Genomic DNA, 17,065 nt, shown 5'->3' on the forward strand with positions numbered 1-17,065 from the left:
GGCCGTCTGAAAATATTTTCAGACGGCCTTTTTAATGGTGCAAACCTTATTTATTCAAAAGACAAATACTTTCGCTAAAATCATTTGCCGATCATGCCAAAGTACATTTCTTTACAACCCCACCCTCGTGCGCCATTACTGCTTCTATCCAATCAGCGATACTTTGCCAATAATATCGCGGCTTTTCAGACGACCTATCAGCCTGCATCACTTCATCATTCAACACAACGGGAACGCCCTGCTCTGCACCGGCTTCAAGCACAATCCAAATACTGCCTTCATGAGTATCGGCATGAACTGCTTGATGTTCATATGCCCAACCAACCGCAGCTTGTCCGCCATTTTGCAAAGATTGCATCGCCAGCAACAATGGATGAAAGCAAGTATCTATATTGTTGTCGACAGCTACGACCAAAGTTGCACCATGCGTTCCTAACGCTTGCGCAGCATGAAAAACGGGAGCGTTGTGCAGGTTGGCAATAAAGTCAAACGGCATCGCGGCGTGATGGTTCAGCACATTGTCTGCCATTTTTTCAAACACGGATGGCGAAGAAAACAGCGTACCGAGAAAAACGGCGCAATCAGGGCGGATTTCGCTTTGTTCCTTCAGTTGCCCTGCGCCAAGCGCGGCAATCAAACTCAAACGGCTGAGGCGGCGGGTATCTATACCGCTTTGCTGCTTTAAGGTTTGTTTGAGGATTTTGCCGCCGGTGCCGGCGTCAGTATCAAAACGCACAGCGGCAGTAATACGGATATTAGGATTTACGGTTGCCATTGCCATACCAAAGATGTGTTGCTGCCGCCAAAACCAAACTGATTGGCCAAACAGAAAAAACCGCCTTTTTGTGAAGCCGCGCACTCGGAAAAACGAATTTTCCGCCCCTGATAATCGCTGCTTCCGCCTTGTTTTAAAGCGGATAAAAGCAGAGCTGTTTCGAGGGCTGCCGTTGCGCCAAGCGTGTGTCCAATTTGCGGTTTGAACGCCATCAAAGGCGGCAGTGTACCGAATATATTTTCCAGTGCGGCCAATTCGGCGGCATCGCTGTCAGCCGTGCCGATGCCGTGTGTTTTAACGGCTGCAATGTTTTCAGGAGCGATGCCTGCAACATCCAAAGCTCGACGCATCACTTGCTCCTGCGCTTGGCCATCGCTTTGAATCAGGTCATTACCCGTATTGGCGGCGTGTCCGATAAGTTTCAGACGGCCTGAAGAAGATTCAGGAGCAGCAGAAGATAAGGCAAGTGCGGCAACACCTTCGCCTAAAATCAAACCGTTTCCGCCAAAAGGCTGATACTGTTCGGTCAGCAAACCCAAGCTGTGAAAATGCAGCAAAGTCAGTCGGTTGAGGTTTTCAATCCCAAGCACAAAGGCACGCTCCGCCTCGCCGCGCAAGCAGTTATCCGCCTGAATGAGCGCATGGGCGGATGAAGTGCAGGCAGTAGCGAAACTGAAAATCTGCCGATTGCCGCTACGCCGGCGCAAATCTTCGGCGAGATAAAGCAGATTATGTTCTTCTACCGCCCTATTGCCTGCAAAATGGCGGTTTTCATATTCGGAAATGGAGTAGGAACTAGAACCGATAAAAACCGGCGCATCATGCCAACTTTCAGACGGCCAGCCTGCATTTTCAGCGGCTCGGCGCAAATGTTGTTCGGCAATATCCGCAAATTCCTTCCGCCCCAAACTGTCGCCGGCAAATGCACGAAAATAAGCAGCCTGCTGCGGTTGGTTTAAAAACGTATAAGACACCGCATCAGGCCGTCTGAAATCCGTTTGCGGATTCAAGGCAGACGTGGCCGCCGTACCGCAAACCCAACTCACGCGCCATGCTCCGCGCGGATAAACGCCGCCAAATCGCGTACGCACATCATATGTTTGCGCACCATCCGGTCGCCCTGCAGGCGCACTTGGAAATACTGTTGCAAGGCAACGCTGATTTGCAGCGCATCAAGCGAATCCAAACCGACCGGACTGTCATCGCCAAACAAAAGTGCATCGTCGGTGAAATCATCCATATCCACATTATCGGCCTTATCGGCCTCTTGCACGATTAGCTTTTTCAATTCCGCTTCCAGCTCGTGCTCGGCCAGCGTAAAGGTGTAAGACATTTTTTAAACTCCCATTTTTATATCATGAAGCAACAGCTTGTTTTAGCGAAACTTGTTACACTCGTTTTAGCGAAACTCGCTACGCTCGTTTTCAGACGGCCTGAACTTTATGCAAAATCGCCCCAAAGCGTCTGCATGGCGGCAATGGCCGCAAGTGAGGCGGTTTCGGTACGCAACACCCGTTTACCAAGCGTAACGGATTGAAAACCGGCATCAAATGCCTGTTGCTCTTCCTTCTCCGTCCATCCGCCTTCCGGGCCGACCATAAACACGACTTTGCCGGATTGCGGCTGAACATCGCTCAGTTTTTGTGCGCGGTTCAAGCTCATTAACAGTTTGGTCGTTTCCTGCGGCAACTGTTGCAGAGCCTGTGCATAAGTCGTCAGCGGCAAAACCTTCGGCACAATATTGCGGCCGCTTTGTTCACACGCTGAAACAACGATTTCCTGCCAACGCGCCACCCGCCTTTCAGCGCGTTCTCCGCTCAAGCGGACGACACAGCGTTCGCTGATAACTGGGCGAATTTCTGCCACGCCCAATTCCACGCTTTTCTGCAAAGTGAAATCCATGCGCTCGGCGGTGGATACCGCCTGTACCAATGTAATATTCAGCGGCGATTCGTTGTCCGTTGCCTCTTCACGCAAAATCCGCACGCTGGCTCGGCGTTTTTCCAAAACTTCTGGCAAAGCCGGATATGCCTTGCCATTGCCGTTGAACAACACGATTTCTTCCGTGTTTTTCACGCGCAATACATTCAGATGGCGCACCACATTATCGGGCAATTCGACCACGCTGTCGGGGCTTAAGGCAAAATCAACATAAAATCGGGGCATGGTTTCCTGCTTTATTCATGTATATAATTTAATGTATATAATTTAAATTTAAAATTTCGTGAATGAAGTTGAAACACGGCGACATACTCCTGCCTGCTTTCGATTTCATCCACTATAATTTGAAAACTTCCCGAATTTTAATCCACTGTCGCGCAAAACTGCAAAAAACAAGGATACGCCGTGCTATACCGTTTACAGAAAGTCGTCCGCCACATCTCCCAAACCGAAGTCATGCCGCGTTTTCTGAACACGCCGTCACGACGCAAGGAAGACGGATCGGTTTTGAGTGAAGCAGATTTGGCCGCACAAACCGCTTTTGCCGCCGCCCTTCCCTTATTGGAGGATTGTCCGATGTTGGGCGAGGAAATGAGCTTTCAGGAACAAACCCGTTTGTGGAACGAACATTCAGACGGCCTATGGATTGTCGACCCTATCGACGGCACAAACAACTTCGTCAACGGTTTGCCGCATTTTGCCGTATCCGTCGCGCTGGTTAAAAACGGCCATGCCGAATTGGGCGTGATTTACAATCCGGTCAGCGGCGAATGTTTCTATGCCGAACGCGGCAAAGGCGCATTTCTCAACGGCACGCCGCTGCCGCTGCGTTCGGAAAACAAAAAACTCAACGAATCCATTGCCGGCGTAGAAATCAAATACCTGCGTTCGGGCAAACTCGCCAGCCGCATGAATACCCTTGCCCCATTCGGCACAATCCGCAGTATGGGCAGCAGCACGCTCGATTGGTGCTACCTTGCCAGCGGCCGCTACGATATTTACATCCACGGCGGACAAAAGCTGTGGGACTACGCTGCCGGTGCATTAATTTTTGAAGAAGCCGGCGGCTGCCTGACCACTTTGGAAGGCGACGATTTTTGGAGCGGCGAACATGTATTTAAGCGTTCCGTCATCGCCGCATTGCAACCCGAGCTGTTTCAGCAATGGGTGAAATGGATTCGAGAAAATCAGTAAAAATACCGTTTATCTTCAAAATATCACGATTATCTTGCAACTTATTGAAATTATTTCACTTCTTAACAGCATTTAATACTAAAAACGGTAGAATATCAATCGCTGACACAACACCGCTCTTTCATCCCTTTTGGGCGGTGCAGCAAGTAAGACGTTTTCCCGCAATGTATTGGCCATTCATACTTCTCCCTTAGTATGAATGGTTTTTTTTATCTGCAAAAACAGCTTAGGCCGTCTGAACGTTCAGACGGCCTGTTTACACTACTATTTGAAAAACTGTCCGCAACACGCCTTAAACTTTTTGCCCGAACCGCACAAACAAGGCTGTTTCATCGTCGGTAACGCAACGGTCGGCTCAATAAAGTACCAACGCCCGTCTATTTTCACAAATGCCGACAATTCATGATGGCACTCAGTTTGCCCGTTCTCTTCAAAATACGCCTCAAACTCGACCAAAGCATGCAGCTTGCCAAACGGCACATGACGGATAACCTTCAATCCCGACCACTGCGTCTGCTTACTCCACGACTCCAAATCCTGCTTGTCCAACAAATTCTGCTGCGCAGGGACAGTCGTGTCCACGATATAGTCGATTTCCTGCAAAACATACGCACTGTAACGCGAAAGCATCAACTCTTCCGCCGTCGAGGCCGCCGCCTCACGCACATGAAACGGTGCGCAACATTCCGTATAAACACGCCCCGACTGACAGGGGCAAAGTGTAGCCGTCATTCCTAATTACCCGAATAAATCCATTTCAAAATTATAACGCAAACCCGACTCAGGCCGTCTGAAAACGAGCGTAGCGCGTTTCGCTAAAACGAGTGTAGAGAGTTTCACTAAAATAAGCAAAGCGGGTTTCGCCAAAACAAACGCAACAATCTGATATAATGCGCCTTTTCGATTTTGACTATCCATGATGACCATTCCCATCCAAAGCATCAGCCGCCTATTGCCGCAAACCCAATGCCGTGAGTGCGGCTATGAAGGCTGCCTACCCTATGCGCGCGCCCTGTCGGCAGGAGAAGCGCCGGTAAACCTGTGCGCGCCGGGTGGGGAGACCGTCATGAAAGACATTGCCGACCTATTGGGCAAGCCCTACCTCGCTCCGGCAAAAACACAAATCAAAGCCGTAGCCCTGATTGACGAAGCCGTCTGCATCGGCTGTACCGCCTGCATCCGCGCCTGCCCTGTCGATGCCATTATGGGCGCATCCAAACTGATGCACACCGTCATCAGCGACGAATGCACCGGCTGCGGCTTGTGCGTTACCCCCTGTCCCGTCGACTGCATCGACATGGTTCCCGTATCGCAGCCCTTCCTACCATCCGCACGCCGTTTCAGCACCTCTGCCGAACCGCGCTTTGCCGCCGCCGAACACGCACAAAGCCGTTTTGAACGCCATACCGAGCGCAAACAGCGCGACGATGCCGAACGCAAAGCCCTGCTGGCGCAACGCGAAGCCGCCGTCAAAGCCAAACAGGCCGCACAGGCACAAACCCAAACAGCCGCACCAAGCGCCGCATTCAACCCCATGGATTTGATTGCCAAAGCCATGGCAAAAGCGCAATCGCAACAGGACAAACTCGTCTCCTCCGACAACCGAGAAGACTTCAAAGCGCGCCAAATCGAAGAAGCCAAAGAACGCGCCGAACTGCGCCGCGCCCAACGTGATGCCAAATACGGCAACGAAGCCGAAAAAGCCGCCGCCATCGAATTTCTGCGCCGCTACAAAGCCGAGCAGGAAGCGGCCAAGGAAGCCCGCTGATTTCCAAAACAACAAACCATTCCGACCGTATCAGGCCGTCTGAAAACATTGCATGAAAACCAATAACTTTATGACCACACAAGAATTTCCACACCAGCATACCGCCCATTGCGAAAGCGGTGTGATGTCCACCCTGCTCAAATACCATGGCCACAATTTAGACGAAGCCATGATTTTCGGCATTGCCCACGCGCTGACATTTGTCTGGATGCCGCTGATCAAATTAAACGGCATGCCGCTGGTTTCCTATCGTACCGCACCGCGCAGCATCATCAAAAACACCTGCAAAGCATTGGGGCTGAAATTATCCGTCCGCAAATTTTCCGACGCACAAAGCGGACAAGCCGCATTGGATACCGCGCTATCCTCAGGCAAACTGGCCGGTTTGCAAACCTCCGTCTTCTGGCTGCCCTACTTCCCGCCGCAAATGCGCTTCCATTTCAACGCACACAATCTTTTAGTATACGGAAAAGACGGCAACGACTACCTCATCAGCGACCCCGTATTTGAAACCGTACAACGCTGCGCCACCGAAGATTTGCAACGGGCGCGCTTTGCCAAAGGCGTATTGGCGGCAAAAGGCATGATGTACACTTTGGAAGACAACAGGCCGTCTGAAAAAATCATGGCAGACTTGCCCGCCATCATCCGCAAGGCCATACACAAAAACGCCAAACAAATGCTCCCGCCCGTTTTTTTCGTCGGCGTCAAAGGCATCCGCACGTTGGCAAAAAACATCGAAGCCCTGCCCGCCAAACGAAATGCAAAATACCAAAAACTGTTCCTCGGCCATCTCGTGCGGATGCAGGAAGAAATCGGCACCGGCGGCGCAGGTTTCCGCTACATCTACGCCTATTTCCTCGAGCAGGCCGCCCGTATCTGCGACAACCCCGCGTTTCAGACGGCCTCGGAACAAATGACCGCCATCGGCGACCAATGGCGGCAGTTTGCAGCAATGTGCGTGAAGCAGTGCAAAAAGCCGTCCGAAAACGGCTGCCGCGAAATCGCCGCATTTTTGCGCAAGATTGCGGACGATGAAGAAACGTTGTGGCGGGGATTGTTGAAATAATGGGGAATCATGCGGCATAACTCAATCCGCCGCGTACAGTTTTAAAATCAGGTCGTCTGAAAACTCAAAGAAAAGATAAAAATGCGTTACTTAGCCACACTCCTATTATTGTGTTCCACCCTAACCCATGCTGCGCCGCCGAACGGCTTTGCCTTGGTGCATGATGTCGACGGACACACCAACTTACGCGAAAGCCCCGATTTGAATGCCAAAGTCTTGGCAAAAATTCCCAACGGTACGCCGTTGAAATGTTTGGGTGATGGCGGCGAAGGCAGTTTGACTTTCTGTACTGCCCAGCTGCAACAACCTGCCGCAGAAGACTACGGTTTCATCCATTACAGCCATCTGATATTTCCCGCCGCTGACAAAAACTTCGTCCGCCTGCGCGAACAATCCGGTCGCGACGATACGCTGACTTTGTCCGGTAGCGGACAAACGGTACACATCGTTGCCCGCCGCATCTATCCAAAACTCAGCGACTTCTCGGGCATCAACAAAGACAAATACACCGCGCGGCTCTATCGAGGCAAACCTTTCTATGGTACAGAGAACGACATTCCCAAAAGCGTGTTCGCGCTTGAACGTATTACGCTGAACAGTCAAACAGTTCCCGCTGCCGAACTGCAAGGACTCTTCTCGCCCGATTTTGCCGCCACTGCACGCGGCAGCAATGTCTATCAAGGCTGGGAAGCCTATTACCGCAGCAGCGATAAGACACTTTATCTGTTCGGCAGACAAGGTTCGGACGGTGATCCTTTCGGCGTCTGCTTTATATTTAAGGACGGCAAATTCCAGCGCCGTTATTTATGGGGTGCTGCGATTTAAATATCGCTCGAAAGGCCGTCTGAAACCATGATTCAAATCCAATCCCTCTCCCACCGTTACCCCAAAGCCGAAACCGCCGCGCTGGACAATGTGTCGTTCGATATTGCCGACGGCGAATGTTTGGGGCTGCTCGGTCACAACGGTGCAGGAAAAACGACGCTGATGTCGCTTTTGGCCGGCTTGCAGGAAGTGCGGCAGGGCGAAATTTTGTTTGACGGCAAGCCGTTGCGCCTGTTAAGCCGTAGCGAGCGGCAGAAAATCGGTTTGGTGCCGCAGGATTTTGCGTTTTATCCGCAGCTTTCGGTGTGGGACAACCTGCTGTTTTTCGCCTCGCTTTACAAAGTGCGCGACAAAGGCCGTCTGAATGCGCTTCTAGAACAGACCGACCTGACCGCCCACAAAAACAAAGCGGCAAAGCATCTTTCGGGTGGACTTAAACGCCGTCTGAATTTTGCCATCGGTCTGATTAACACGCCGCAACTGGTGTTCCTCGACGAAATCACGGTAGGCATCGACCCGCAGTCGCGCCGCTTTATCCTCGACAGCGTGGCGGATTTGACACGGCAGGGGGTAACGGTGGTTTACACCTCGCACTATCTATCGGAAATCGAGCAGCTTTGCGGCAAAATCGCGCTGCTGCAACACGGCAAGCTGGTGTATCACGGCGGTTTGGACGAGCTTCTAAGCACGCAAACCGGTGTCGTGCGTTTTACCGTCGAACCGCCGCTGCCGCCTCAAACGATGGCCGCCTTGGGTGCAAAGCAAGTGGACAGCCGCGGTATGATGGAAACGGCGCACGATGCCGCCGCCGTTTACGCCGCCCTGCAAGAAAGCGGCGCACAAATCCGCTACTTCCAGCAGGGACACGGTTCACTGGAAACGTTTTACCTTGATTTCCTACGCAAAGACGAGCCAGCAACAGATAAGCAAGATCCATAATGACGATTTCCTCCCTCCTCAAAGAACTCAAACTGCTCTGTCGCGACCTGCACGGTTTGGCCGTGTTGTTTGTGATGCCCATCGCCTTCATGCTGATTATGTCGTTGGCGCTGAGCCGCGACCAAGACCCGCACACCGACAGCCGTATCGCACTGGTTGGCGCAGCAAACGATAGTATCAATACCGCACTGGCCGCCACGCTGGAGAAAGAGCAGATCCATGTTACGCTGATGCCGTCTGAAAAACTGACCGACGCGCAAAACGGCCTGCACGACAAGCGTTTCCAACTGGTGCTGCACAACCCAAACCTCGCCTCCGACAAAATCGCCGACAACAAAGCCTTACAAATCTATGTACCGCCCGATACCGAGCCTTCATGGCTGGCGGCGGTCAAAGGCGTTTTGCAGCAGCACTACACTGAAACGCGGCTGGACGCCTATTTCGACAACAACGACGGCATCAAAATCGACAATAAAAAACTGCCCCGCGCCATCCGCAAAGACATCCAGAAAAAAGTGGATGAAAAAAACGACGAACAATTTGCCGCCGTGCGCAGCTTTTTAGATAAGAAAATGCTGGAAGAGCATTACCTGAGCGCAGGCAGCGGCACAGTGGAAAAACCCAACGCCGTACAGCACAGCGTCCCCGCATGGCTGATTTTCGGTATGTTTTTCATCATGATACCGCTATCGAACGTCATGGCGCTGGAACGCCAGACCAACACCATCACCCGTCTGCGCCTCGCCCGCGCTTCCGCGTCCGGCCTGATTGCAGCGAAACTTGTCCCCTATTTCCTGATTAACCAGCTTCAGTTTGTCGGAATGTTGCTGCTCGGCCGCTACCTGCTGCCCGAAATCGGCGTGCCCGCCCTCATACTCAACGGCAGCCTTGTTCCCTACGCGCTGTTGTCCGCCGCCGTCAGTGCCACCGCACTCGGCTACGCGCTATTAATCAGCGTCTGCGCCAAATCCACCGAACACGCCGTCGTCCTCGGCGGCGGCGGCATCATCCTGATGGCGGCAATCGGCGGCATTATGGTGCCTGCACACGTCATGCCCGAAACCATGCAGCAACTCACTTGGATTTCCCCGATGGCTTGGGGCTTAAAGGCTTTTCAAGAACTGCTGCTCAACCGCAGCGGCTTGGACGGAATCGGTCGTTATCTGCTTTTATTGTCTGCATTCTCTTTTGCTACACTGACTGCTGCCGTATTGGTTTATCGTAGGCAGTTGCAGACGCAGGTAAGGTTTTAAACCTATTGATATCCTTTTACCCAATAAAAAAGCAGTATGCATAGCATACTGCTTTTTTATTCTAGCGTTCCCGCAATGCCTGCTTCATTCTAGTAATTGGTTTGATCAAGTATTGGAACACAGTCTTCTCACCAGTTTTCACGTCAACTGTTGCCACCATACCTGGAATAATTGGCATTTCTTTTCCTTTCTTATCCAATAGCTTGCTGCCAGAAGTTTGAACCAAAATGCGGTAATATACATTATTCATATTCAGTTTCAAATCACCGGTATTGCGTTTCTCATCACTCAATGTATCCGGACTAATCAAAATAACTTTACCTTCCAGGCCACCATAAATAGCATAATCGTAAGCTGTTAATTTCACTACAGCAGGCAATCCTGGACGGATAAAGGCTACATCATTCGGCCGGATATAGGCTTCAACCAAAAGATTATCCTCAATCGGTACAATTTCCAAAATATCCTGTCCGGCATTGACTACACCACCAATAGTATTAATACGGATATTTTTCACAATACCTTTCATCGGTGCACGAATTTGTGAACGATCAACCGGGTCTGCACGCATGGCCATATTTTCCTTAGCTTGTGCAAGTTCAGCTTCGGTTTTAACCAATTCGTTACTGGCATCTGTCGTGTAACGGTTTTGGCGCTCAGTAATTTGTACAGCTAAATCTTGTGAATCACGTTGCATACGCAATAGCTCAACCTGAGACATAACACCTCTTTGAACCATTGGGCTGACAATCGAGATCTGCTTATCCAACGCTGCCTTACTTTGCCGCAAACCGGAAACTTGCTCTTCCATTGCCTTACGGCGAGAAATATAGGCAGCTTCTTCACGTTTTTTCAACTCAGAAGAAATGCCTTCCGGAAAAATCAATTTGCTATTGTAGGCTTCAGCTTTCAAACGAGCAGCCATTGCTTCCAAATTTTCTACTTTTGCCTGACTCTCACGCAAAATGGCCGAACTTCGAGTATCATCCAATTTCAAGAGAACCTGGCCTTTTTCGACAGTATCGCCCTCTTTAACCAACATTTCTTGAATCGTTCCTGGATCTAAGCTCTGCACAATCTGTTCACGGCTACTCGGAATAATCCTTCCCTGTCCTTGTGCCACTTCTTCAAGCGGACTGAAATAAGCCCATACAATGAAGACAATGACAAAAGATAGAAACAAACTGATAACTGCAAAATAGCCCGTATGTTTTTCAGACTGTAAAGCTGCACTTAAATCATTAATCAGCTTTAAATCTTCTTGATCGATATGTTCCGATTGCTGATTTGACATATTAATTCCCTTTTCCTTCTTTTTTTTCAGCTGCAACTTGTGCCGTTTTTTGAGCTTGTGCCTGTACTGCTTGGGCTTGGCGTTCTTCATTCTCACGTAATTTAGCAATCACCGCATCGCGGGGTCCGTCGATAATGACACGGCCGTTGTCAACCACCACAACACGATTAACCATAGGAAGAACCTGCAAGCGATGCGTAACAACAACAACGGTTTTATCATGCGCCCATTGAGCCAAGATACCCAAGGCTTGACGTTCTGTCTGCTCATCCAAACCGGTTGTCGGTTCATCCAGCAACACTACACGAGGGTGAGAGAGCGTCAAACGTACCAGCGATACAATTTGTTTTTGTCCACCTGATAGCCCTAAGCCATCTTCACCCAAAGGCATATCCAAACCTTTAGGATGATTACGAACAAGCTGATCCAAATGGAAATTATGCAATGCCCCCAGCAATTCCTGATCAGTTGAATACCCATTCATACGCCCCAGATCCAAGTTCTCTCTCAATGTACCGAGGAATAATCTTGGAGATTGATTCAGCAAAGCAACTTTATCACGCAGAAAATTCGGATCAATTTGGCGGATGTCCACATTATCCAGCAAAATATTGCCGCCTGTCGGATCATACAGGCCACTGGCCAACTTTAATAAAGTACTTTTACCGCTGCCAATCCGTCCTAAAATGGCAACTTTCTCACCAGGGCGGATGATCAGATTAAGATTGGAGATAGCAGGTTGTGTATCTTCATTATATTTGAATACAACATTGTCAAAAGTAAGCTGTCCCTGAACTTGATCAAGTGTTACATAGGCGCGCTCAGGATCACGCTCAATCGGTCTTTCCACAATCGCGTTGATACCATGAAGAGCATTTTTTGCCTGTTGGAAACGTATAGCCAATCCGGCAATTTTGCCTAATGAAGAGAGTGCACGACCGGAAAGGATAACTGAAGCAATCACCGCACCCATCGTAATACGTGCCTCAACTACGCTGTCATGAATCAAATAAGTACCTAAAACAACCAAACCCACGGTATTAAGCTGCTGCAGACCTACGGTAAAGTTGGATACAAATTCGTTGATTTCTTTAACTTTCATTGAGCTGGCTGCCGTCACCGCGTTCAACTTATCCCAACGCTGCTGTGCCCAATTAGTTGCATTGTTGACTTTAAGTGTTTCGATACCTTCTACGGCTTCAACAGCCAAACCTTGACGTTGTGAGCTTTCTTTCATACTTTCATTAATGCGTTTAGCCAACATAGGCTGAACCGCAAAAGAAACCACAATTACCAAAATACAGGTAATGATTGGTACGATTACAAGTTTTCCGCCAATAATAAATATTACAAACAAGAAAAGTAACAAAAACGGCGCATCAACCAAAACCAACAAACTAGCGCTGGTCATAAATTCACGTACAGCTTCAAAATCCCGCAAATTGTTGGCATATGAACCGGATGAAATCGGACGCTCAATCAGACGTAAAGCCATCACACGTCTGAACAACGCAGAACTAATAATTAAATCTGCCTTTTTACCCGCAATATCTGTCAGACGCGAACGTATCATTTTACCGATAAACTCGAAGACAATCGCCAAAAATACGCCAATACTCAGTACCCACAAAGTAGAGTAAGCCTGATTTGGAATTACACGGTCATATACATTCATAACATACAGCGAACTGACCAATGCCAAAATATTGATAAGGAACGATGCTAAGATTACTTGGTAATAATACTTTTTAAACCGTCCAATCACTTTCCAAAACCATGCTTTGGGTAAATGGTACTCTGGCAATTCAGAGCGGTGGTCTGCAGTCAACTTGGGTTTAATGAACCAACAAAACCCCAAATATTGAGTTTCAAGCTCTTTATGGCTGACTTCATGCGCCGGCGCATCCCCAGAACGGATGACATAAACACGCTCTTCTCCTCGCCCTTTTACCTCACTGACAACTGCAGCCTCATCATTATGGAGAATAATGACTACAGGCATCGCAAGTGAAGGGATCTCAATCAGTTTGCGACGGGAAATATGGTTTTCAAACCCATAACTGCGTAAAACTTCACTAAGTGATTGGATATTGGCATTTAAATTTCGTTCTCTAGCAATGTTTGCTGCAAGAGCCTCTTCTGCAACAGGTTGATTAAGCAATTTTGTTGCAATGGCTAAATGTTTAATAATTGAATTCATAAAATCTATCTACAAAATAACGACAAATCAAAAACGGCCGTTTGCATTAAAATCTGGCACTTTAGCCCACTTAGCCAAGCTGGCTTTGGCAAGCAGATACGCAACTGCTGCATCGCGGTAGTCGTTTTGCGCCTCGACATAGTTAGTTTCAGTTGCCGCCAGTTCCGCATAAGAATCCAAGACATCCAACAATGTTCGATTTGCAATATAAAACTGTTGCTCATAGTCTTTTGCCACTTTTGATTGTGTTGCAATCAACAGTTTCGCAATTTTGGCACGGCGTTCGTTCTGTTTCATATCCACTTTTGCCGTTTCCGCACGTTCTTGAATATCCCGTAGCAATTCATCTGAACGCGATTTTGCCGATAATGCTACCGCATGGCTTTTTTTGACAGCATAATCAGAAGATTTATTATAAAAATCCCAACTCATTGTTACAGCAATACTTCTATCACGATGCGTCGCACTGCCTTCCAAATTAATGGAGGGGTATCTTGAGGCCTTGTTTACCTTAATATCAGATAATGCGCTGTTGTATTCTGACTCCTGCGCTTTCACGCTTGGATGTTCTTTCGCCTGCGCCTTATCAAAAGAAGCAATCAACTGGTCCGCATTCTGTTTACCAAATGGATCGATAATATCTTTCTCAGTTAATTTCTTAGCACTGTATTTATTCAGCTTGCTCAAAGCCACTGATAAAGTTTTTTGTAAATTAGCTTCATTCGACAAAGTCTGCAAATAGCGAGATTCTGCTTGAGTCTTTTCCGAACGGCGACCTGGATCATATTTACTGATAATACGCAAGTCAGCTAAAAACTTCTCATGGCGCTTAATGTTTCTCTTAGCAATCGCTATTGACTCTTTCGCACGTAACGCAGTCAGATAAAGCGTACTGATTGTATTGGCCAGCTCCTCTCGGGTTTCATAATATTTGTATTGGTAATACTCCATTTTATGCTTGTCACGTTCGACAGCAGCCTGAATGCCGCCCCAAGCATACAAATTCAAGCGCGATTTAATCCCTACATCATCGCGCATTTTAGAATTGTCTGAAGTATGCCGCTGAGCCAAAACATTTTGCCCTGTTAAAGAAAAAGTCGGGTAATGCCCGGCCTTTGAGGCTTTCATGTCATTATAGGCACCCTCTGTATTGGCATTAGCTTCCTGTAATGTCGGATCATTTTGCAGCGAATAACGAAGTATATCGACCAATTCCACTGCGAAAGCTGAAGGTGATTGCAAAATGCCATACAGTAGCAATGCAATAAACTTCTGATGGGGATTTTTCATAAACAAATTTCTCTTTTTTAGTGCAGAAAATAAGACTTTTTCACTTTAGAAATTATAAATCAAATTAGTTAAATAAAGTACAAAATACAAGGTTTTCAGACGGCCTCAATGTGTAAAGTAGATAAAAAAACGCACCCGAAGGTGCGTTTTTCTAATAGATGTTACAAATTAAGCAATGGTGATATCTGAATCAACCCAAAGTTCATTAGAACCGGTGTTGTAAACATTATAAGTATTGCCTTCATAAGTAACTTGTGAGCTTGCAGCTTTGCTAATACCAGTTAAGGTCACTTTATCGCCTGCATCACCATCAACAATTAATACGTTGTTGTGAGATTTACCACTAGCATCAACAGTTGCTGTAGCGCTGTGGTTTCTATCAACATCGCTTGCGCTGATAGTAACTGAGTTGTTTAACGTGCCCTTAATATCAATTTTCTCGAAGTGAGAGATCATTGTTAATGTCGAACTGAATGCTTTACCATCATTATTGATAAATTGAAGCGTATCAAAACCATCTCCACCATCAATAGATGCTCTGGTATTTAAGGTATTAGCTGTTCTTACAATATCATCGCCTGTACCCATATCAACTCTCGCGTGTTGTGATAAGTAGAAGAACGGATTATCTGTATTACGTCCTTCAAGAATATCATTACCCGCACCCATATTAATGGTACCGCCGATATTTTTAAAGCTTGCAAAGTCATTGCCATTGCCCATATCAAGGGTATTGCTACCGTACTGAACACCAGTTGCATAGACTGAGTCATCACCATCACCTGTAGTTAGGCTAGACTTAATCAACGCACCTAAGTCACCAGTACCACCTTTAGTACCAATTAAGATAACATCATTTTCGTTACCGTAAGTATCTTTAGTACCACCCGCAAAACGACGGTAGTAAGTGTAAGCAACATCCTTAGACACAGAGTTACCCGCTAAGTCTGTTTCAACTACAGAGTAATGTACTTTATTCGCTGTCGCACCTGAAGCAATACCCGTAGCAAACTCAAACTCACCATTGGCATTTGCTTTACCACTTCTATTATTGATAGAAATTGTTGAATTTTTCTCAGCTGTTCCGATTAAATTCATACTACCATCAATAATCGCATGGAATTCACCTGCTTTTTGGTCAAGCGTCATATTTAAGGTGTCGCTGGTTGATGCCGCATTACCTTTCACACGAGCTTGTAAGCTGTATGCAATACCACCCACTTTGGTGTTGTTTGGTAAGGTAAACGAGTTACCAGAACCAGAATTCCAAGTTTGACCGCCGTCTGTACTGTATTCCCATTCAGAACCTGATGGAATACCAGACACGTTAACTTGACCATTTCTAGTATAGTTATCGTTATTAGACGCACCGGTATCTTGAGCTAATGATAGTTCAAGTTTAACAACTTTATCTTCACCAGAGATAATCGATACCAATTTACTTGCTTTCGTTAAATCTGTAATTGTTTTTGCAGAACCATCATCATTGTATTCAGCACCAATCTCATCAGTAGCTGTTTTATACACATGCTGTACAGAAACTTCAGTATTATCCTGGATATTACTGCCTAAGATAGTGGCTTTATTATTGGAAATATTGAATACTCCCTCTTCCAAACTAGCCCAAGCACCATCAGCCTGTTTTTGTACCATGGTCACATACTTGGTTCCATTTGGCAGAGTAAAGTACACTGCAACTGCATCACCAATATCAGCATCAGCAGGTAATTCAATAATCACATCTCCGCTATCTGTAGCCGCTTCAAGTGCTGGAGGATCAAGCAATGCTTGAACTTCTGTTTTCTCACTTTCTAAACCAGCTGGTGTTTTAGTTACCGCAGATACTTTTGATAAATCTTCAACACTATTGTTGTCAATTGTTGTATTGCTTTCACCTGCTTTCACATTTGGTACTACCGCTTCATTGCTTGAAGTCCAGCTACCGTCGGCTTGTTTAGTCAAGACTACAGTTACTGGTGTAGCATTACCAGTGATGGATTCAGGTGTCACAGTTACTTCAACGGTATCATTTGCAGCAGCATCGGCAGGCACATTAACAACCACAGAACCATCATCATTTGCAGTTAATGTTGGTGATGTAACTACTTTGTCTGCACCTGCTTGCGCAGTAGCATTATCACTAGGCATATTGTTACGTACAACAATTGCCGCAACATCAGAACCATCTTTCACTTTATCTTGTGGAATAGTGGTACTGTTTTTACCTACCTCAATATTTGGTACAACATCCGGATTGTTTGAAGTCCAGCTGCCATCAGCCTGTTTAGTTAAAGTTACAGTTTTTTGTGCTGGATCATCATTACCTTGAACTGCTACATTCAATACATCTCCCTGCTTAGCATCATCAGGTACAGCGACAGTTACTGAACCATCTTCAGTTGATGCAGTAACAGTTGGTGCTGACGGTTTATCATTGCCCGCAGTTACTGTAGTTGCAGTACTTTCATTACCCGCTGGGTCTTTCGCTTTCGCAGAAACTTCAGAACCATCTTTCAC

At 47.4% G+C, this 17,065-nt stretch carries 16 protein-coding genes; 6 read left to right on the forward strand and 10 right to left on the reverse strand.

The features are described 5' to 3' along the window. Positions 1 to 91 precede the first annotated feature (91 nt). The 4 genes from HMPREF2608_RS06005 to HMPREF2608_RS06020 all read right to left on the reverse strand — a co-directional run bounded on the left by HMPREF2608_RS06005 (position 92) and on the right by HMPREF2608_RS06020 (position 2,941). A complete protein-coding gene (locus HMPREF2608_RS06005) occupies positions 92 to 781 on the reverse strand; it encodes a hypothetical protein (RefSeq protein WP_070826319.1) in 690 nt (229 codons plus the stop codon). After that, positions 763 to 1,821, reverse strand: a complete 1,059-nt coding sequence (locus tag HMPREF2608_RS06010) for a beta-ketoacyl synthase N-terminal-like domain-containing protein (protein ID WP_070826320.1) — start codon at positions 1,819 to 1,821, stop codon at positions 763 to 765. The genes HMPREF2608_RS06005 and HMPREF2608_RS06010 overlap by 19 nt, the downstream gene beginning before the upstream one ends. Next, positions 1,818 to 2,108 (reverse strand): acyl carrier protein, encoded by a 291-nt coding sequence (locus HMPREF2608_RS06015; protein ID WP_070826321.1) that lies wholly within the window; start codon positions 2,106 to 2,108, stop codon positions 1,818 to 1,820. Before HMPREF2608_RS06015 ends, HMPREF2608_RS06010 begins: the two co-directional genes overlap by 4 nt. A 107-nt stretch (positions 2,109 to 2,215) precedes the next feature. Further along, positions 2,216 to 2,941 carry a 16S rRNA (uracil(1498)-N(3))-methyltransferase gene (locus HMPREF2608_RS06020; protein ID WP_070625091.1) on the reverse strand — a complete coding sequence of 242 codons (726 nt, stop codon included), beginning with the start codon at positions 2,939 to 2,941 and terminating at the stop codon, positions 2,216 to 2,218. Positions 2,942 to 3,121: 180 nt separating this feature from the next. Here HMPREF2608_RS06020 and HMPREF2608_RS06025 point away from each other — a divergent pair, with 180 nt between their 5' ends. Further along, positions 3,122 to 3,910 carry an inositol monophosphatase family protein gene (locus HMPREF2608_RS06025; protein WP_070625092.1) on the forward strand — a complete coding sequence of 263 codons (789 nt, stop codon included), beginning with the start codon at positions 3,122 to 3,124 and terminating at the stop codon, positions 3,908 to 3,910. A gap of 264 nt (positions 3,911 to 4,174) precedes the next feature. Here HMPREF2608_RS06025 and HMPREF2608_RS06030 read toward each other — a convergent pair whose 3' ends face one another. After that, a complete protein-coding gene (locus tag HMPREF2608_RS06030) occupies positions 4,175 to 4,642 on the reverse strand; it encodes a YchJ family protein (RefSeq protein WP_070826322.1) in 468 nt (155 codons plus the stop codon). A 6-nt stretch (positions 4,643 to 4,648) separates the two neighbouring features. Continuing rightward, entirely contained in the window at positions 4,649 to 4,828 is a 180-nt protein-coding gene (locus HMPREF2608_RS06035) for a hypothetical protein (RefSeq protein WP_004518937.1), read from the reverse strand. Between the two features lies 1 nt (position 4,829). Here HMPREF2608_RS06035 and HMPREF2608_RS06040 point away from each other — a divergent pair, with 1 nt between their 5' ends. The 5 genes from HMPREF2608_RS06040 to HMPREF2608_RS06060 all read left to right on the forward strand — a co-directional run bounded on the left by HMPREF2608_RS06040 (position 4,830) and on the right by HMPREF2608_RS06060 (position 9,764). Beyond that, a complete protein-coding gene (locus HMPREF2608_RS06040; protein WP_070826331.1) occupies positions 4,830 to 5,678 on the forward strand; it encodes an RnfABCDGE type electron transport complex subunit B in 849 nt (282 codons plus the stop codon). Positions 5,679 to 5,748: 70 nt separating this feature from the next. Then, positions 5,749 to 6,747 carry a BtrH-related acyltransferase DarH gene (locus tag HMPREF2608_RS06045; RefSeq protein ID WP_070826332.1) on the forward strand — a complete coding sequence of 333 codons (999 nt, stop codon included), beginning with the start codon at positions 5,749 to 5,751 and terminating at the stop codon, positions 6,745 to 6,747. An 81-nt stretch (positions 6,748 to 6,828) separates the two neighbouring features. Further along, positions 6,829 to 7,572, forward strand: coding sequence for an SH3 domain-containing protein (locus HMPREF2608_RS06050; RefSeq protein ID WP_070826323.1), 744 nt, complete (start codon positions 6,829 to 6,831; stop codon positions 7,570 to 7,572). A 27-nt stretch (positions 7,573 to 7,599) separates the two neighbouring features. Further along, complete coding sequence (locus HMPREF2608_RS06055) at positions 7,600 to 8,511, forward strand: ABC transporter ATP-binding protein (protein WP_070826324.1); 912 nt, start codon at positions 7,600 to 7,602, stop codon at positions 8,509 to 8,511. Further along, positions 8,511 to 9,764 carry an ABC transporter permease gene (locus HMPREF2608_RS06060; RefSeq protein ID WP_070826325.1) on the forward strand — a complete coding sequence of 418 codons (1,254 nt, stop codon included), beginning with the start codon at positions 8,511 to 8,513 and terminating at the stop codon, positions 9,762 to 9,764. Before HMPREF2608_RS06055 ends, HMPREF2608_RS06060 begins: the two co-directional genes overlap by 1 nt. A 61-nt stretch (positions 9,765 to 9,825) precedes the next feature. On the opposite strand, the gene HMPREF2608_RS06065 is transcribed toward HMPREF2608_RS06060, so the two are convergent. From HMPREF2608_RS06065 to HMPREF2608_RS11470, 4 genes are all read right to left on the reverse strand, one after another. Continuing rightward, positions 9,826 to 11,058 (reverse strand): HlyD family type I secretion periplasmic adaptor subunit, encoded by a 1,233-nt coding sequence (locus HMPREF2608_RS06065; protein WP_070826326.1) that lies wholly within the window; start codon positions 11,056 to 11,058, stop codon positions 9,826 to 9,828. 1 nt (position 11,059) lies between these two features. Then, positions 11,060 to 13,258 carry a type I secretion system permease/ATPase gene (locus tag HMPREF2608_RS06070; RefSeq protein ID WP_070826327.1) on the reverse strand — a complete coding sequence of 733 codons (2,199 nt, stop codon included), beginning with the start codon at positions 13,256 to 13,258 and terminating at the stop codon, positions 11,060 to 11,062. Between the two features lie 27 nt (positions 13,259 to 13,285). Beyond that, complete coding sequence (locus tag HMPREF2608_RS06075; RefSeq protein ID WP_070826328.1) at positions 13,286 to 14,548, reverse strand: TolC family protein; 1,263 nt, start codon at positions 14,546 to 14,548, stop codon at positions 13,286 to 13,288. Positions 14,549 to 14,716: 168 nt separating this feature from the next. Beyond that, the coding region (locus tag HMPREF2608_RS11470; RefSeq protein WP_210402771.1) for a hypothetical protein at positions 14,717 to 17,065 on the reverse strand (2,349 nt) is incomplete at its 5' end.

Source organism: Neisseria sp. HMSC064D07 (assembly GCF_001837185.1).
Lineage (GTDB): Bacteria > Pseudomonadota > Gammaproteobacteria > Burkholderiales > Neisseriaceae > Neisseria > Neisseria flavescens_C.